The organism is Brevundimonas sp. FV2ps16 (assembly GCF_058681075.1).
Map to the genome: position 1 here is coordinate 853,699 of NZ_CM178728.1, position 15,371 is coordinate 869,069.

General features: G+C 68.9%; 15 protein-coding genes. 7 read left to right on the plus strand and 8 right to left on the minus strand.

The genetic code is table 11. The features are described from left to right. Positions 1-57 precede the first annotated feature (57 nt). Positions 58-654 (plus strand): membrane protein YczE, encoded by a 597-nt coding sequence (yczE, locus tag ACW170_RS04020; protein WP_492088400.1) that lies wholly within the window; start codon positions 58-60, stop codon positions 652-654. 3 nt (positions 655-657) lie between these two features. Here the strand turns inward: yczE and ACW170_RS04025 are convergent, their stop codons facing one another. Both ACW170_RS04025 and ACW170_RS04030 read right to left on the minus strand, forming a co-directional pair. Next, positions 658-1,344, minus strand: coding sequence for a response regulator transcription factor (locus tag ACW170_RS04025; protein WP_492088401.1), 687 nt, complete (start codon positions 1,342-1,344; stop codon positions 658-660). Positions 1,345-1,424: 80 nt separating this feature from the next. Then, positions 1,425-2,123 carry a YggS family pyridoxal phosphate-dependent enzyme gene (locus ACW170_RS04030; RefSeq protein WP_492088402.1) on the minus strand — a complete coding sequence of 233 codons (699 nt, stop codon included), beginning with the start codon at positions 2,121-2,123 and terminating at the stop codon, positions 1,425-1,427. Here ACW170_RS04030 and ACW170_RS04035 point away from each other — a divergent pair. Beyond that, complete coding sequence (locus ACW170_RS04035) at positions 2,122-2,763, plus strand: thiamine phosphate synthase (RefSeq protein WP_492088403.1); 642 nt, start codon at positions 2,122-2,124, stop codon at positions 2,761-2,763. The two genes, ACW170_RS04030 and ACW170_RS04035, sit on opposite strands and share 2 nt — an antisense overlap. Positions 2,764-2,803: 40 nt before the next feature. Here the strand turns inward: ACW170_RS04035 and ACW170_RS04040 are convergent, their stop codons facing one another. Then, positions 2,804-3,196 (minus strand): NtrZ family periplasmic regulatory protein, encoded by a 393-nt coding sequence (locus ACW170_RS04040; protein ID WP_492088404.1) that lies wholly within the window; start codon positions 3,194-3,196, stop codon positions 2,804-2,806. Between the two features lie 368 nt (positions 3,197-3,564). Here ACW170_RS04040 and ACW170_RS04045 point away from each other — a divergent pair, with 368 nt between their 5' ends. The 4 genes from ACW170_RS04045 (at position 3,565) to holA (ending at position 8,279) form a co-directional block, all read left to right on the plus strand. Then, on the plus strand, positions 3,565-4,017 hold the full coding sequence (locus tag ACW170_RS04045) for a DUF3576 domain-containing protein (protein ID WP_271164932.1): 453 nt from the start codon (positions 3,565-3,567) through the stop codon (positions 4,015-4,017). Between the two features lie 184 nt (positions 4,018-4,201). After that, complete coding sequence (leuS, locus tag ACW170_RS04050) at positions 4,202-6,751, plus strand: leucine--tRNA ligase (protein WP_492088405.1); 2,550 nt, start codon at positions 4,202-4,204, stop codon at positions 6,749-6,751. Further along, complete coding sequence (lptE, locus tag ACW170_RS04055) at positions 6,751-7,230, plus strand: LPS assembly lipoprotein LptE (RefSeq protein ID WP_492088406.1); 480 nt, start codon at positions 6,751-6,753, stop codon at positions 7,228-7,230. Before leuS ends, lptE begins: the two co-directional genes overlap by 1 nt. Beyond that, the gene (gene holA, locus ACW170_RS04060) at positions 7,227-8,279 is read left to right on the plus strand and encodes a DNA polymerase III subunit delta (RefSeq protein WP_492088407.1); all 1,053 of its coding nucleotides are present in this window, start codon (positions 7,227-7,229) and stop codon (positions 8,277-8,279) included. Before lptE ends, holA begins: the two co-directional genes overlap by 4 nt. A gap of 6 nt (positions 8,280-8,285) precedes the next feature. On the opposite strand, the gene ACW170_RS04065 is transcribed toward holA, so the two are convergent. Beyond that, positions 8,286-10,697, minus strand: a complete 2,412-nt coding sequence (locus ACW170_RS04065; protein ID WP_492088408.1) for a DNA translocase FtsK — start codon at positions 10,695-10,697, stop codon at positions 8,286-8,288. Positions 10,698-10,786: 89 nt separating this feature from the next. Further along, on the minus strand, positions 10,787-11,878 hold the full coding sequence (locus tag ACW170_RS04070) for an Acg family FMN-binding oxidoreductase (RefSeq protein WP_492088409.1): 1,092 nt from the start codon (positions 11,876-11,878) through the stop codon (positions 10,787-10,789). Between the two features lie 129 nt (positions 11,879-12,007). Between ACW170_RS04070 and ACW170_RS04075 the strand changes: the two genes are divergently transcribed. Next, positions 12,008-13,261 (plus strand): UbiH/UbiF/VisC/COQ6 family ubiquinone biosynthesis hydroxylase, encoded by a 1,254-nt coding sequence (locus ACW170_RS04075; protein ID WP_492089135.1) that lies wholly within the window; start codon positions 12,008-12,010, stop codon positions 13,259-13,261. On the opposite strand, the gene ACW170_RS04080 is transcribed toward ACW170_RS04075, so the two are convergent. Genes ACW170_RS04080 through rsmI form a run of 3 tightly spaced genes read right to left on the minus strand, consistent with a single transcriptional unit; the run spans position 13,258 to position 15,370 of the window. Beyond that, positions 13,258-14,073, minus strand: coding sequence for a transglutaminase family protein (locus tag ACW170_RS04080; RefSeq protein ID WP_492088410.1), 816 nt, complete (start codon positions 14,071-14,073; stop codon positions 13,258-13,260). The genes ACW170_RS04075 and ACW170_RS04080 overlap by 4 nt on opposite strands. Then, the gene (locus tag ACW170_RS04085; RefSeq protein WP_492088411.1) at positions 14,070-14,501 is read right to left on the minus strand and encodes a YraN family protein; all 432 of its coding nucleotides are present in this window, start codon (positions 14,499-14,501) and stop codon (positions 14,070-14,072) included. Before ACW170_RS04085 ends, ACW170_RS04080 begins: the two co-directional genes overlap by 4 nt. Beyond that, positions 14,498-15,370 carry a 16S rRNA (cytidine(1402)-2'-O)-methyltransferase gene (gene rsmI / locus ACW170_RS04090; protein ID WP_492088412.1) on the minus strand — a complete coding sequence of 291 codons (873 nt, stop codon included), beginning with the start codon at positions 15,368-15,370 and terminating at the stop codon, positions 14,498-14,500. The genes ACW170_RS04085 and rsmI overlap by 4 nt, the downstream gene beginning before the upstream one ends. Position 15,371: the final 1 nt, after the last annotated feature.

A 15,371-nucleotide genomic window follows, 5' to 3' on the forward strand; every position in this document is an offset into this window, starting at 1 on the left:
GCCAGAATGCCATAACTGGCCCTTTTTTGCGCGTCCAGTTATGCGCAAACCGTCGAAATGATCCGCCGCCTTCTCCAACTCTTCGCCGGCCTCGTCCTCTACGGCCTGTCCATCGCCCTGATCGTTCGCGCCGATCTGGGGCTGGATCCCTGGGATGTGCTGAACCAGGGCGTGTTCGAGCGGTTCGCCGGCCAGGCCGGAATCAGCTTCGGCCTGGTGGTCAATCTGATCGGTATGGCCGTGCTGCTGCTATGGATTCCCCTGCGCCAGCGGCCTGGAATAGGGACTGTGGCCAATGTTCTGGTGATCGGCACAGTGGCGAACTTCGGTCTGGACTGGATCCCGTCTGACCTGGGCCTACCGGTCCGGGCGGGCCTGTTGGGCGCGGGCATCGTGCTGAACGGCGTCGCCAGCGGGGCCTATATCGGCGCGGGCCTGGGTCCGGGTCCGCGCGACGGCCTGATGACGGGCATCGTCGCGCGCACCGGTTGGCCGGTGAAATGGGTCCGAACGGCGATCGAGCTGAGCGTCATCGCCTTGGGCTGGCTGCTGGGCGGCTCGGTCGGCGTGGGCACGGTGCTTTACGCTTTGACCATCGGCCCGCTGGTCCACCTGTTCCTGCCGATGCTCACGATCCCTGCGACGAAGCGCTGACGTCTAGGGCTGCAGTCGATACCCGCCCGCGTCGGTCAGCAGCAGGCGGGCCTGGCCGGGCTCGGGTTCGATCTTCTGGCGCAGGCGATAGATGTGGGTTTCCAGCGTGTGGGTGGTGACGCCGGCGTTATAGCCCCAGACCTCGGTCAGCAGCTCCTCGCGCGACACGGGCTTGGCGCCGGCGCGGTAGAGGTATTTCAGGATGTTGGTTTCCTTTTCGGTCAACCGCACCTTCTTGCCCTTGGAGTCCATCAGGACCTTGGCGGCAGGACGGAACTCATAGGGACCGATGGAGAAGACGGCGTCTTCCGACTGTTCGTGGCTGCGCAGATGGGCGCGGATGCGGGCCAGCAGGACGGCGAACCGGAAGGGCTTAGTGACATAGTCGTTGGCGCCGGCGTCCAGGCCCAGGATGGCGTCGGCGTCGGCGGATTGGGCCGTCAGCATAATGACCGGGGTCGAGACCCCGTCCTTGCGCAGCAGGCGGCAGGCCTCGCGGCCGTCCATGTCCGGCAGATCGACGTCCAGCAGAATCAGGTCGGCGCGGATTTCGCGCCCCATGCGGACGCCCTCCGCTGCGGTTGCGGCCTGCTGAGTCTTGAACTCCTCGTGGAGATTCAACTGCTCGGCCAGGGCCTCGCGCAGGTCGTCGTCGTCGTCGATGATCAGAATGGTCTTGGGCGTGGGCATGGACAGACAATGGCGAGGCTTGGCCCCCGCGCCAAGGCTTGGGGGTGCGAATTCACGTCGGGTTACGGCCTAGAGGGTGTTTAAGGACGATTTCGTTCCCCGAACAACGCCGTTCCCACCCGAACATGGGTGGCGCCGCAGCGAATGGCGGACTCGTAGTCGCCGCTCATCCCCATCGACAGGACTGAAAGTTGGTTTCTGTCAGCGATCTGCTTCAGCAGGACGAAATGGGGCGTCGGGTCTTCATCCGCCGGCGGAATGCACATCAGGCCGTCGACCTTCAGGCCGTAGGTTTCGCGTGCGGCCTGGATCAGGGCATCGGCGTCGGTTGGCAGAACCCCCGCCTTCTGGGGCTCTGCGCCGGTGTTGACCTGGATCAGGAGCCGCGGCGCGCGGTTGAGCTTTTTCGCCGCCTCGGCCAGGGCGCACGCCAGTTTTTCGCGGTCAAGGGTCTCGATTACGTCGAACAGGGCCACGGCGTCCTCGGCCTTGTTGGTCTGCAAGGGGCCGATCAGACGCAGTTCCAGGTCGTTCAGATCGGGGAGACGCGCGGTCCAGCGCCCTTGCGCCTCCTGCACCCGGTTTTCACCGAACACCCGCTGGCCGGCCGCCAGTATGGCGTCGATGGACTCGGGCGGCTGGGTCTTGGACACGGCGGTCAGGGTTACGGCGGGGGGATCCCGTCCGGCCGCGCGGCAGGCCGCGTCGATTCGCGCGCGAACCTCGGCCAGGTTTTCGGCGATGGACGCGGACGAGGAAGCGGGGGAAGTAGGGGTCATGATCCTGTCGGCCGATTACAGCGATGATGCGCGCGCGCTCTGGGATGCGGCGACCGCTCTAAACCGCGCCGCCGCCGCTGTCAGCCCGCGCGCCGCCGGTTTGCCGCCGCTGTTGTTCTTTACCGACCCGGATCGCACGCCCCGGCCTTGGGAGACCGCGGCGCGCTTGCCGGCCGGATCGGCGGTCGTCTATCGCGCCTTCGGCGTCGAAGATGCGGCCGAGACGGGGGCGAAGCTGCGGCGCGCCACCCGTGATGCGGGCGTGAAACTGCTGGTCGGGCGGGACCAGGTCCTGGCCGAGGCCGTCGAGGCGGACGGCCTGCACCTGCCCGAGCGCGAGGCGGCGCGGGCGGCCTCGGTCCGCCGGGCCCATCCCGGTTGGCTGCTGACGGCGGCCTGGCATGGCGGAGGCCATCAGACCCAGGATCTGAACGCCCTGGTGCTGTCGCCGATTTTTCCGGCAGGCGGGGCGTCAGTGGTCAAGCCGCCTATGGGCGTCGAGGCCTTGCGCCGATGCGCGGACGCGGCGGACCTGCCCGTCTATGCGCTCGGCGGCGTGGATGCGCAGACGGGTCCAGATCTGATCGGCTCAGGCGCGTGCGGCCTGGCGGGCGTCGCCGCGATCCAGTCCGCGTTTTGATGACGCCCGTCGCGCTCGGATTTGATCCGAACGGCGAAGGTCAGAACTTGAAGATGGTTTCGAGCCGGACGCGGGGCTGGGCGCGGCCGTTCGTTTCGGGCGCGCGAGCCGGGTCAGCCTCGGGCGAGGCCACCGCCGCCGCAGCGCCGACACGCAGACGGTCGTTCAGGCGGTAGTAGGCGCCCGCCTCGACGTCGCCCCAGTCGGTTTCACGGCCCACCGGCTGGTTCAGATTGAAGTCGAGGCCCCAGCGGCCGTTGTCATTGAGGCGCAGGCCCCGGCGTTGTTGAGCCGGGGCGTTGCGCTGTGCAGCCTGAGCCTCTGCCAGAGAAACGGTGGGCGCGCGCGAAGGCGCGGTCTGGGCAAGCGCGGGGGCGCCGACGGCGAACGCCATCGCTGCAACCACCACCACGGAAAAATCGCCGAGACGCATCCTGCACCCTTTAGACGCCTTCGATTGAAGACGTCTTAACCTGAACCGACCTTTTTGGTCGTGAACGCCGCGATTAGACACCGGGGGTCCTCCCGGTCAACGCAACGTGGTCCAGATCACCCGGTTCCTCGCATTGTTGCGGTGCGATGTGGCTCAAGCGTCACGGGAATTGGCGAAAAACGACCCTCGCTGTCAGCGCTCTGTCACAGAACGCTGACAGCCGTATCGTCTTCGTCGGGCGGTTCGCCTTGTCATCGCCCCTTTTGCCCGTGTTATAGAGCCACGCAGCGTCGCCCCCCGAAGGCGAAATGTCGTTCGCGCGTGTGGGCGAGGGCCCCCACGTCCCTGAGTTTACGGAGACTTCCTTGATGAGCCTCAACAAGGCCCTGGTTCGCGGCGTCGCTGTCGCCCTGGTCTCGGGCGTCGCCCTGAGCGCCTGCTCCAGCATTCCCTTCGTCGGCGGCGGCGACAAGACGCCCAAGACCGACGTGCAGCAAGGCATCGGCGTCAACGGCTATCTGTGGCGCGCCTCGCTGGACACCCTCAGCTTCATGCCCCTGCTGACCGCCGATCCGTGGGGCGGGGTCATCAACTATGACTGGTACACCAACCCCCAGACGCCGAACGAGCGCTTCAAGGCGACCGTCTTCATCCTGGACACCCGTCTGCGCGCCGATGCGCTGAACGTCACGGTGACCAAGGAAGTGAAGGGCGCCGATGGTCAGTGGACCGCCGCCCCGGTCGCCGCCCAGACCGAGGCCGATCTGGAAAACGCCATCCTGACCAAGGCGCGCCAGCTGAACCTGTCTAACGCGGGCTAAAGCAGGCGAACGCCTGCTTTAGCTTTCCTTGTAGGTGCTACCGCCCTTCGGGCGCTTGGCGCCGTTTGGCTTAGACTCAGCCGCCGTTCTCGGACAGCCGAGACGCATTACTTCTTGGGCGCTGTCGTCCTTCGGGCTAGTTGAGCACGGAGGGCGGCAGCGCCCTTTTGACTTCAGGACGACCGTGGCCCGTTACGAACCCAAGACCGCCGAACCCCGCCAGCAGGCTCGCTGGGCGGACGCCTCCGCCTTCGTGACGAAGGACACCGGCAGGCCGAAATACTATGTGCTTGAAATGTTTCCCTATCCGTCGGGGAACATCCACATGGGCCACGCCCGCAACTATGTGATGGGCGATGTGGTGGCGCGGTCCAAGCGCGCCCAGGGCTATGACGTCCTGCACCCGATGGGCTGGGACGCCTTCGGTATGCCGGCCGAGAACGCGGCCATGGAGCGGGGCATCCACCCCAAGGGCTGGACCTACGACAATATCGCCCAGATGCGGGACCAGCTGAAGCTGTTAGGCCTGTCGCTGGACTGGTCGCGCGAGTTCGCGACCTGCGACCCGGAATATTACGGCAAACAGCAGGCCTGGTTCCTGGAGCTGTATCGGCGCGGCCTGGTCTATCGCAAGGACGGGGTGGTCAACTGGGACCCGGTCGACAACACCGTCCTGGCCAATGAGCAGGTCATCGACGGGCGTGGCTGGCGCTCGGGCGCCGTGGTCGAGAAGCGCAAGCTGAACCAGTGGTTCCTGCGTATCACCGACTATGCCGACGACCTGATCGACGGCCTGAAGACCCTGGAGCGCTGGCCCGAGAAGGTCCGGCTGATGCAGGAGAATTGGATCGGCCGCTCCAAGGGTCTGCAGATGACCTGGCAGTTCGCAGGCGCGGTCCCAGAGGGGTACGAAGCCGGCGTCGAAATCTACACCACCCGGCCCGACACCCTGTTCGGCGCCAGCTTCCTGGGTCTGGCCCCGGATCACCCGATCTCGAAACAGCTGGCCGAGGCTGATCCGGCGGTGGCGGACTTCGTCGCCAAATGCCGCGCGGGCGGCACGTCCCAGGCCGATATCGACCAGGCCGAGAAGATCGGCTGGGACACGGGCCTGAAGGCGGTCCATCCCTTCACCGGCGCCGAGGTTCCGGTCTGGATCGCCAACTTCATCCTGTCGGAATACGGCACGGGCGCCATCTTCGCCTGCCCGGCCCATGACCAGCGCGACCTCGACTTTGCCCGCAAATACGGCCTGCCGGTGATCCCGGTGGTCCGTCCCGAAGGCGCCGGCGACGACTTCGCCGTGGGCGACGAGGCCTATACCGGGCCCGGCTCCATCTTCCATTCCGACTTCCTGGACGGCCTGGACATCGAGGCGGCCAAGGCTGAGGCGGTCCGCCGCATCGAGGCGGCCGGCACGGGCCAGGGCGCGACCATCTATCGCCTGCGCGACTGGGGCGTTTCGCGCCAGCGCTACTGGGGCTGCCCCATCCCCATCATCCACTGCCCGTCCTGCGGCCCGGTTGAGGTTCCCGCCGACCAGCTGCCGGTCGTCTTGCCTGACGACGTCACCTTCGACATTCCCGGCAACCCGCTGGACCGTCACCCCGGCTGGAAACACGTCAAATGCCCGTCCTGCGGCCAGGACGCGACGCGCGAGACCGACACGCTCGACACCTTCGTCGACTCCAGCTGGTATTTCGCCCGCTTCACCGACCCAACGGCGGCCGAGCCGATCAATAGCGAGGCGGCGAACCGCTGGCTGGCGGTGGATCAATATATCGGCGGGGTCGAACACGCGGTCCTGCACCTGCTGTACGCCCGCTTCATCACCCGCGCCCTGTCGGACGCCGGCATGCTGTCGGTCAAGGAGCCGTTTGCCGGCCTGTTCACGCAAGGCATGGTGGTTCACGAGACCTATCGTCGTGAGAACGGCCAGTGGGTCGAACCCACCGACGTAGATCTGACCAATGACAACGGGGTGCGGTCCGCGCGCCAGCTGTCGACCGGCGAGACCCTGATCATCGGCGACATCGAGAAGATGTCCAAGTCCAAGAAGAACGTCGTCGCCCCCCAGGAAATCCTGGAGAGCCACGGCGTGGACGCTGGCCGTCTGTTCGTCCTGTCCGACAGCCCGCCCGAGCGGGACGTGCAATGGACCCCCGGCGGGGTCGAGGGCGCCAGCCGGTTCGTGCAGCGGACCTGGACCCTGTTTGACGCTTATGACGCGGGCTTCGCCGGCGAGGACAAGGCCAACACCGAGCTGCTGCGCGAGACGCACAAGGCGATCAAGGCCGTGTCCGAGGGGGTCGAGGGCTTCCGCTTCAACTCGGCCATCGCCAAGCTGTACGCCTTCGTCGCCACCGTCCGCGACAGCGCCCAGGCCGGCGGCGACGCCAAGCGTCAGGCCCTGTCGGCCCTGGCCCGCCTGATCGCCCCCTTCACCCCGCACCTGGCCGAGGAAGCCTGGACGCGGCTGGGTGAAGACGGGATGGTTCTGGACGCGCCGTGGCCCGTGTGGGACGCTGCACTGGCGGCCGACGACGAGGTGGTCCTGCCCATCCAGATCAACGGCAAGCGTCGCGCGGAAATCCGCGTGCCGCGTGGCATGGAGCCCGCCGAGGTCGAGGCCCTGGTTCTGGCCGACGAGACCGTGCAGGCGCGTCTGGAGGGTCTGAGCGTGAAGAAGATCGTCGTGGTCAAGGACCGGATCGTCAATCTGGTGGCCGGCTGATGCGCGGTGCAGCGGTTCTGGCGGTCCTGGGCGCGCTGGCGGTCTCCGCCTGCGGCTTCACCCCCATGTACGCCGAGCCGGCCGTGGGCTCGCCCCTGCGCCGGATCGCCGTCTCGGTTCAGGACGACCGGCTGGGCTATCGGTTGCGCGAGCAACTGGAGGACGCCCTGGGCTGGGATCGTTCCGCTGCGCCCCTGTATCGCCTGACGACGCAGGTCGAGCAGGAGCGGCGCTCGCTGGGCCGCCGGATCGACGACACCGCCACCCGCTATGAGCTGACGGTCAAGGCGACCTGGACCCTGACCCCCGTGGCCGGCGGCGCGCCCGTCACGGGCGCGGAGACGGTGACCACTACCTACGCCTCGGCCGACCAGCCCTATGCCGCCATCTCGGCCCAGCAGGACGGCGAGGAGCGCGCCGCCTCCGAGCTGGCCCGGCGGATCCGCCTGGCCCTGATGCAGGCGCTGTCGAACCGGTGATCCTCGCCAAACGCCCAGAGATCGATCGCTTTCTGAAGGCGCCCGATCCGGCCATCCGGGCGGCGGTGATCCACGGCAAGGACCGGTCGGGCGTCGCCGAACGGGCCGAGATCCTGTGCAGGGCCATCACCCCCGATTTGAACGACCCGTTCAACGTCACCGTCCTGACCGACAGCGACATCGACAGCGACGAGAGCAAGCTGGAAGAGGCCCTGACGGCCATGTCCCTGATGGGCGGGCGTCGTCTGGTGCGGATCCGGCTCTCGACGCTGAAACCCGGCGTGGACAAGGCCGTCGCCGCCGCCGTGAAGATCCATGCCGAGGGCGGCTATAATCCCTACGCCATGCTGGTGGTCGAGGCCGACCAGCTGGGCCGCGACTCCGCCCTGCGCAAGACGGCGGAGAAGGAGAACGGGGCCGTCGGCATCGTCTGCTACGAGGACGAGACCGGCGATGTCGCGCGCATGACCCGCGAGGCCCTGGCCGTCGACAAGGTGGGCCTGACCGCCGACGCCCTGGATCGGTTCGTCGGCCGTCTGCCGCGCGAGCGGGGCCTGATGCGCCAGGAGATCGAGCGCCTGGCCCTGTTCATCGGCCCCGGCTCGGGCCGGACCATCGATGTCGAAGAGCTCGAGCAGCATCTGGGCGTCGAACCGGACGCCTCCCTGTCCGATGCGGCGCTTCAGGCTTTCGGCGCCCGGCCCGGTCCCGCCCAGTCGGGTCTGAGGCGCGCCTTTGCAGAAGGCGAGTCCTCGGTCCTGGCCGTGCGGTCCGCCGCCCTGCATCTGGGCCGACTGCGGCGGATCAATATCCTGCAAGCCAATGGCGCGGGGGCCAAGGAGGCGGCCAAGGCGGCCGGGGTCTTCTGGAAACAGGAGGCGGAAATGCTGCGTCAGGCCCGCGCCTGGCGTCTGGAGGCGCTGGACGAGGTGCTGGACAGCATCAACACCGCCGACGTCGCTACCAAGACGACGGGAATGCCCGATCAGCTGATCGCCGAACGCCTGTTGCTGGAAATCGCCGGGCGGGCCCGGCGACTGGGGCTTTAACGCGCCTCAGACCATCGGCGGCGGACCGGCCAGGACGTCACGCTTGCCGGCGTGGTTAGCGGGGCTGACCACGCCTTCCTGCTCCATCCGTTCGATCAGCGATGCGGCGCGGTTGTAGCCGATCTGCAGACGACGCTGGACGTAGGAGGTCGAGGCCTTGCGGTCGCGGGTGACCACGGCCACCGCGCGGTCGTACAGATCGTCACCCGAACCGCCGCCCCCGTCATCCATCGCACCGTCGGCGTCGCCGTCCGGTTCGTCGGTGATCAGGTCCAGATAGTCGGGCTCGGCCTGGGCCTTCAGGTGTTTGCAGACGTCCTCGACTTCCTTGTCGTCGACGAAGGGGCCATGCAGGCGGGTGATGCGGCCGCCGCCGGCCATATAGAGCATGTCGCCCTGGCCCAGCAGCTGTTCGCCGCCCTGTTCGCCCAGGATGGTGCGGCTGTCGATCTTGGAGGTGACCTGGAAGCTGATCCGGGTCGGGAAGTTGGCCTTGATGGTGCCGGTGATGACGTCCACCGACGGGCGTTGGGTCGCCATGATCAGGTGGATGCCGGCGGCGCGGGCCATCTGTGCCAGGCGCTGGACGGCGCCTTCCACGTCCTTGCCGGCGACCAGCATCAGGTCGGCCATTTCGTCCATGACCACGACCAGGAAGGGCAGGGGCTCGGGCCGGATCTTCTCGGACTCATAGACCGGGCGGCCCTGGTCGTCGAAGCCGGTCTGGACCGTGCGTTCGAAATGCTCGCCCTTGGCCTGGGCCTCGCGGGCGCGCTCGTTGTAGGAGGCGATGTTGCGCACGCCCAGTTTGGACATGCGGCGATAGCGATCCTCCATCTCGCGCACCGTCCATTTCAGGGCGACGACGGCCTTCTTCGGATCGGTGACGACGGGCGCCAGCAGGTGCGGGATGCCGTCATAGACCGACAGCTCCAGCATCTTGGGGTCGATCATGATGAAACGGCATTCGGCCGGGCTGTGGCGATACAGGATCGACAGGATCATGGCGTTGACCCCCACCGACTTGCCCGAGCCGGTCGTGCCCGCGATCAGCAGGTGGGGCATGCGGGCCAGGTCGGCGACATAGGGCTCGCCGCCAATGCTCTCGCCCAGGGCCAGAGGCAGAAGATGGCCCTTCTTGTCGTATTCGGCGCTGGACAGCAGGTCGCGCAGATAGACGGTCTCGCGCTTGGCGTTCGGCAGTTCGATGCCGATGGCGTTGCGGCCCTGGACCACCGAGATGCGGCAGGCGCGGGCGGACATGGACCGGGCGATGTCGTCGGCCAGAGCCACGACGCGGCCGTGCTTCACGCCGGGGGCGGGCACCAGTTCGTACAGGGTGACGACCGGGCCGGGGCGGATCTGGTCGATCACGCCGCGCACGCCGAACTCTTGCAGCACGCCTTCCAGCATCTTGGCGTTCTGCTTCAGCGAATCCTCATCGACCGCACCCACGCGCTGAGGGGGCTTGGTCAGTATGCCCAGCGGCGGCAGATCGAAGGCGCCTTCCGGGCGGTCGAAGACGAAGGCCTGTTGGTCGGCGTCTTCCTTGCGGGGCTTGGGCGCCTTGACCGCAGCGACGCGCGGTTCGACCGAACGAGGCGCGGCGCGGGCGGCGGGGGCGGGCTCCTCCTCCCACGGCGGCAGGTCGTCATAGGCCGTCTGGGGACCGTCGGAGTCCTGATCCGGCGCGAAGGCGGCGTCCATGACGGGCGCGGGCGTACGAACCTCAGGCTTAGCCTTGGGCGGAGCCTTGGCGCGCGGCTTTTTGGCCGCCGGAGCCGGTGCGGCGACGGGCGCACGCAGCGAACGGCTCCAATGGAGCGTATCGACGAAGTCCATGGCGCGCAGGCCGATGGCGAAACCGGTCAGCCATAGGCCGCCCCCCAGGAAGACCACGCCCGCGATAATCCGCCCGCCCGGGATGCGCAGGGCGGCCAGGCCCTGGGCGGTCAGACCGGTGAAGGCGTCGCCCCACAGGCCGCCCAGACCGGCGGCCAGCGGCCAGGCGGCCGGCGCGGCCAGCGCGGCGAGGGCGCCGGACAGCAGCAGGGTTCCGGCCGTGGCCGCCAGGGCCTTGATCGGGCTGGGTTTCAATCTCTGCTGGATGGCGTCGCCGACCGCGCGGGCCAGGCCGAAGGCCACCAGCAGCAGGGCGGCGGGCCAGGCGGCGAGGCCCAGCGACTGCATGAACAGGTCCGCGAACAGGGCGCCGTTGGCGCCCAGCCAGTTGGTGGTCGGCAGGCTGGAGGCGGCGTTCAGACTGGCGTCCGCCGGGTTCCACGAGACCAGGGCGACCAGCAGCAGGGTCGCCAGCAGGGCCTGAAGCACGCCCCGGAACCGCACGACAAAGGGCGCCTCCCACAGGATGCGGGCGCTGATCCAGGCCTGACGGCCGATGGCGAGGGCGGTGGACATGAAAGGCGGACCTTCCGGGCGGGTGACGTTCGACCGTCCTTGTCGCACCTTCAGGGTTAAGATGTTGTTTACCAGCCCTGTCCGGACCCTCAGATGATCACCGACTCGATGGAGCGGCGCGGGGACAGAGGCAGGGCCGGGCCGTAGCCGAGCCTGAGCACCAGATTCGGGCGCTTGCCGCTCTCCCCGACCAGGGCGGCCAACTCGGGGCGCAAGGCCGCCACCTCGACCGGTTGATTGACGAAGGCGTGGCGAAGGCCCAGGCCCGTCGCGGCCAGCATCAGCCTTTGGCAGGCCCGACCGACGGCGATCCAGTGGGCCGGGTCGGACCGTTCCGCCACGAAGACGGCCACGGCGGCGGATGAGGCGATCTGGGCCTGATAGCGGGCGTTCTCGCTCGCGGCGGTGAAGAACTGATCGAAGGCGAGCCCGCCCAGGGCGTCGGGCAGGACGGGGCTGCCGCTGGCCGCCGAAAACAGGCCGTCGCCGTGGCGAAGCGCCGAGCGCGGATTGAACCGCAGCCACTGTTTCAGCTCGGCCATGAAGGCCGGATCCGCCATCTGGGCGCTGTTGCCGGCGACGACCAGTTCGCGGACGCGGTCCAGACTGGGCCGGTCGATCAGAAGATGGACGGCGACACCGGGCGCCGTCGCGGCCTGACGCAGACTCGCCAGCGCGCTCGCGGGTATGGGGCGGCCGTCATAGAGGGTGCGGCCGGAGCGTCGGGCTGGTATGGCGGCGAACAGGGGGTCCGGCTGGGCGGCGTCGGAGGTGAAGCTATAGCGCAGGCTCTGTCCGTCAGCGCCTACGGTGAGTTCGCCGGGGCGGCCTGTCGCGGCGGCGGCGATCCGCAGGTTTTCGGCTGCGCAGCCCAGGCTGACGAAGAGATGGTGGTCATCCGGATCAACCGCAGGAGTCCGCCGCGACAAGTCCGGCAGGATGTCGATGGCGCCGTCGGAGAGGCGAAACCGCCAGGGCTGGGTGTTGTGACCGCTGGCCGCCAGGGCCGCATAGCGGATCAGTTCGGTCAGGGGCGGCGCGTCTGTCAGGGGGGCGCGGAACCCGGCGGTCAGACGGTCGTAGTCGCCGCGCGATCCGGTCGAGGCCCGCCAACCGACGCCGCCGACCGCGCCCAAGGCGAGCGTAGCGCCCGCGCCGATCAGAATCCGTCGCCTGTTCACCGTCAGTCTCCTGCTCCCGACAATCTTGCGGCCGTCATCCGGTGATAGCCTTGACCTCGGTCAAGGTCCGTGGGGGCTGTGACGATTTCCAGTCTGGACCTTTACGTCATCGAGCGCGACAAGCCTGTCATGGCAGACACTGACCGCTACGACATCATCATCGCCGGCGCGGGCTTAGCCGGGGCGGCCTTCGCCCTGGCGGCGACGCAGGGCGGGCTGAAGGTGGTGCTGGTCGATCCGCAGCCGTTCAGCGCCCAGCTGGCGCCGACCTTCGACGGCCGTTCGACCGCCGTGGCCTTTTCGACCTTCCGTATGCTGGACGCCTTGGGACTGGGCGAGGCGCTGCGGCCGCAAGCCTGTCGGATGGATCACATCCTGGTGACGGACGGCCGCCGGCCGGGGGCGGCCAGCCGGGCGGCGTCGCCGGCCTTCCTGCGCTTCGACGCCGACGAGATCGGCGGCCGCACCGGCGGCGAGCCGCTGGGCTATATGGTCGAGAACCGGCGGATCCGCGCGGCTCTTGCCGAGGCGGTGACGGCGGCGGGGATCGAGGTGCGGGCGCCGGCCTCTGTGGCGTCGGTGGAGACCGACACGGGAAAGGCGACCGTGACCCTGGCCGACGGGTCGATCCTGACCGCCGCCCTAGTGGTGGGGGCCGAGGGGCGCGGCTCGACCGTGCGCCGCGCCGCTGGGATCGAGACCGTGGGCTGGGGCTATGGCCAGAGCGGTGTGGTGGCCACGGTTCGGCTGGGTCGCGATCACGGCAATGTCGCCCACGAATATTTCCTGCCCAGCGGCCCCTTCGCCATCCTGCCCCTGACGGACCAGCGCGCCAGCCTGGTCTGGACCGAGACGACACGTCGGGCCGAGGCGTTGCGCGACGCCTCGGACGCGGCCTTCCAGTCGCATCTGATGCGGCGGTTCGGGGAGTTTCTGGAGGGGGTGTCGGTCGAGGGGCCGCGCTTCGTCTATCCGTTGTCGCTCAGCCTGGCCGAAAAACTGGTCGCGCCGCGCATCGCCCTGATCGGCGACGCCGCCCATGGGGTGCATCCGGTCGCCGGCCAGGGGCTGAACATGGGGTTGAAGGACGCCGCCGCCCTGGCGGAGGTGCTGGCCGAGGCCGCGCGGCTGGGCGAGGACCTGGGGGCCGAGACGGTGCTGGAGCGCTACGCCCGCTGGCGCCGGTTCGACAACGCGGCCCTGGCGGCGGGTTTCGACGCCTTCGTGCGCCTGTTTTCCAACGACATCGCCCCGGTGCGGCTCGCTCGCGATCTGGGGATGGCGGCGGTGAACCGGATCGGGCCCTTGCGCCGGGCCTTCATGCAGGAGGCCGGCGGGGCGACCGGGGATCTGCCGCGGCTGCTGCGCGGCGAAGCGTTCTAGTTCAGCTGCAACCGCACGCGGTCAAAGGTCGTCGATCGCCGCGCCTCTTCGACGCCGTCCAGGCCGTGGGCGCGGGCCAGGGCTTCCAGTGAGCCGGCTAAAGCCCCTTGCTTCTCGCGCGCCGCAGCGACGTCCAGCCAGGGGCGGTGGTCGTCCGGGTCCAGCAAGGCGCGACGCAGGGCCGAGCGTTCGGCGGCGTCATAGTCCCGACTGCGAATGGCGCGGCTGAACAGCAGGTTTTGCAACCGGATCAGCGACTGGCGGTCCGTCACCGGGGCCATCAACAGATCCAGGCGGTCCGCGACATGTGGCGTCAGGCCGGCCCGCAGGGCACGCCGGGTCAGTTCGCTGGGCAGGACCAGCCGTCCCTGACTGAAGGGGTCAAGGGCCACCGGCCCCTCGGCCGTCTCGACCCGCACCAGGAAATGGCCCGGGAAATCGACGCCCGCCGCCTTGAGCCCGGCCGCACGGGCCGCATGGAGGTAGAAGACCGCCAGGGCCGCCGACAGGCCGCGCCGACGCTCGGCCACGTCGATGATGTCGGTATTGGCGGGATGGTCCGAGTGCAGCAGGTCGCCGTTCAGCTGCAGATCGGCGGACAGGGTCTCGGACAGGGCCTCGTCGGGGCCTTCGCCGCCGATCCGCTCCTTCAGCCGTTCACAGGCGCTGCGGGCCAGGGTGCGAACGGGTTCGGGATCGCGGAAAGGATAGTCGTGGATGGCGCAGGCGATCGCCGCCTCCAGCAAGGGGAAGCTGTCGTCGCCGCCTTCTCCGGCCGACGTCAGGATGGCCTCGGCCTCTTCCCGCGTCATGCGATCCCTTCAGCGCCCTGTCTCTGAACGCCGCGAAGATGACGCGGAAACCGTCCTGGAGCCAGCGCCACCATATCAATTCTCAATTCAAGCGGTTGCAGGGCCGGGCGATTGCGTCGGACGGCCTCGCCCGCCGCGATCAGCCGATCATGCTGGGCGGGCTTCAGCGCCAGGACGGCGAGGTCGAGCCTGGTGCGGCGCTTGACCTCGACCACCGCCAGGATAGGGCCACGTCGGGCCAGGAGATCGATCTCGCCGGAGCGGGTCTTCAGTCGGAAACCCAAGACCTGATAGCCCTTTAGCATCAGCCACAGGGCGGCGATCCATTCCGCCGCATGGCCGGCCTTGAAGGCGGCGCCGCCCTTGGCCTGACGCCACGCCGCCTTGGGGCGTCGGTTCGGCGCCGGGCGGGGCAGGCGGGGGCTCACTTGCCCTGAAGCTCCAGGGCGCGGCGGTAGAGGGTCTTGCGGTTCAGTCCCAGGGCCCGGGCCACTTCCGAGGCGGCCTCCCCGGTCGAAAGCCGCGTCAAGGCGTCGGTCAGGGCGGCGTCGGCGTCGGCCTGGGTCGCTTCTTCCGCCTCGCCGGGGCCGATGACCACGACGATCTCGCCCTTGGGCCCGTCAAGGCGCGGATCGACCGCCAGTTCGTCCAGCGATCCCCGCACGCATTCCTCGTACAGCTTGGTCAGTTCGCGGGCCACGGCGGCCGGACGGGGACCCAGGACAGCCGCCATGTCGGTCAGGCTGTCGCGCAGGCGCGGCCCGCTTTCGAAGAAGACCAGGGTCTGACGCTGGCCCTTCAGCCCTTCCAGGGCGGCGGTCCGGCCGGCGGTCTTGGGCGGCAGGAAGCCGGCGAACAGGACGCGGTCGGCGGGCAGGCCGGCGATGCAGAGGGCGGCCAGCAGGCTGGACGGGCCGGGGATCGGGTGGACCGGCAGGCCCTCGGCGATCACGGCGCGGGCGACGACGAAGCCGGGGTCGGAGACCAGGGGCGTGCCGGCGTCCGAGACCAGGGCCACGACCTCGCCGGCCCGAAGGCGCTCGATCGCCTGTTCGGCGGCCCGGCCTGAGGCGTGGTCGTCGCAGCGCTCCAGCTTCGCCTTGAGCCCATAGGCGGACAGAAGCTTGGCGGTGACGCGGGTATCCTCGGCCAGGACCAGGTCAGCGGCGGCCAGGACGTCCAGGGCCCTGAGCGTCATGTCGCGCAGGTTCCCGATCGGCGTCGCCACCAGATAGAGACCCGGCTCCACCCGCCGGGGCGGGGGGGCGGTGGGCGGGAAGGGGCCGGGTTCGCTCATG

Coding starts and splice junctions, on each gene's coding strand:
- rsmI (WP_492088412.1), bottom strand. CDS start 15,370: ATGAGCGAACCCGGCCCCTTCCCGCCCACCGCCCCCCCGCCCCGGCGG.
- ACW170_RS04065 (WP_492088408.1), bottom strand. CDS start 10,697: ATGTCCACCGCCCTCGCCATCGGCCGTCAGGCCTGGATCAGCGCCCGC.
- ACW170_RS04035 (WP_492088403.1), top strand. CDS start 2,122: ATGATCCTGTCGGCCGATTACAGCGATGATGCGCGCGCGCTCTGGGAT.
- ACW170_RS04025 (WP_492088401.1), bottom strand. CDS start 1,344: ATGCCCACGCCCAAGACCATTCTGATCATCGACGACGACGACGACCTG.
- ACW170_RS04075 (WP_492089135.1), top strand. CDS start 12,008: ATGGCAGACACTGACCGCTACGACATCATCATCGCCGGCGCGGGCTTA.
- ACW170_RS04040 (WP_492088404.1), bottom strand. CDS start 3,196: ATGCGTCTCGGCGATTTTTCCGTGGTGGTGGTTGCAGCGATGGCGTTC.
- yczE (WP_492088400.1), top strand. CDS start 58: ATGATCCGCCGCCTTCTCCAACTCTTCGCCGGCCTCGTCCTCTACGGC.
- ACW170_RS04045 (WP_271164932.1), top strand. CDS start 3,565: ATGAGCCTCAACAAGGCCCTGGTTCGCGGCGTCGCTGTCGCCCTGGTC.
- ACW170_RS04080 (WP_492088410.1), bottom strand. CDS start 14,073: ATGACGCGGGAAGAGGCCGAGGCCATCCTGACGTCGGCCGGAGAAGGC.
- lptE (WP_492088406.1), top strand. CDS start 6,751: ATGCGCGGTGCAGCGGTTCTGGCGGTCCTGGGCGCGCTGGCGGTCTCC.
- ACW170_RS04030 (WP_492088402.1), bottom strand. CDS start 2,123: ATGACCCCTACTTCCCCCGCTTCCTCGTCCGCGTCCATCGCCGAAAAC.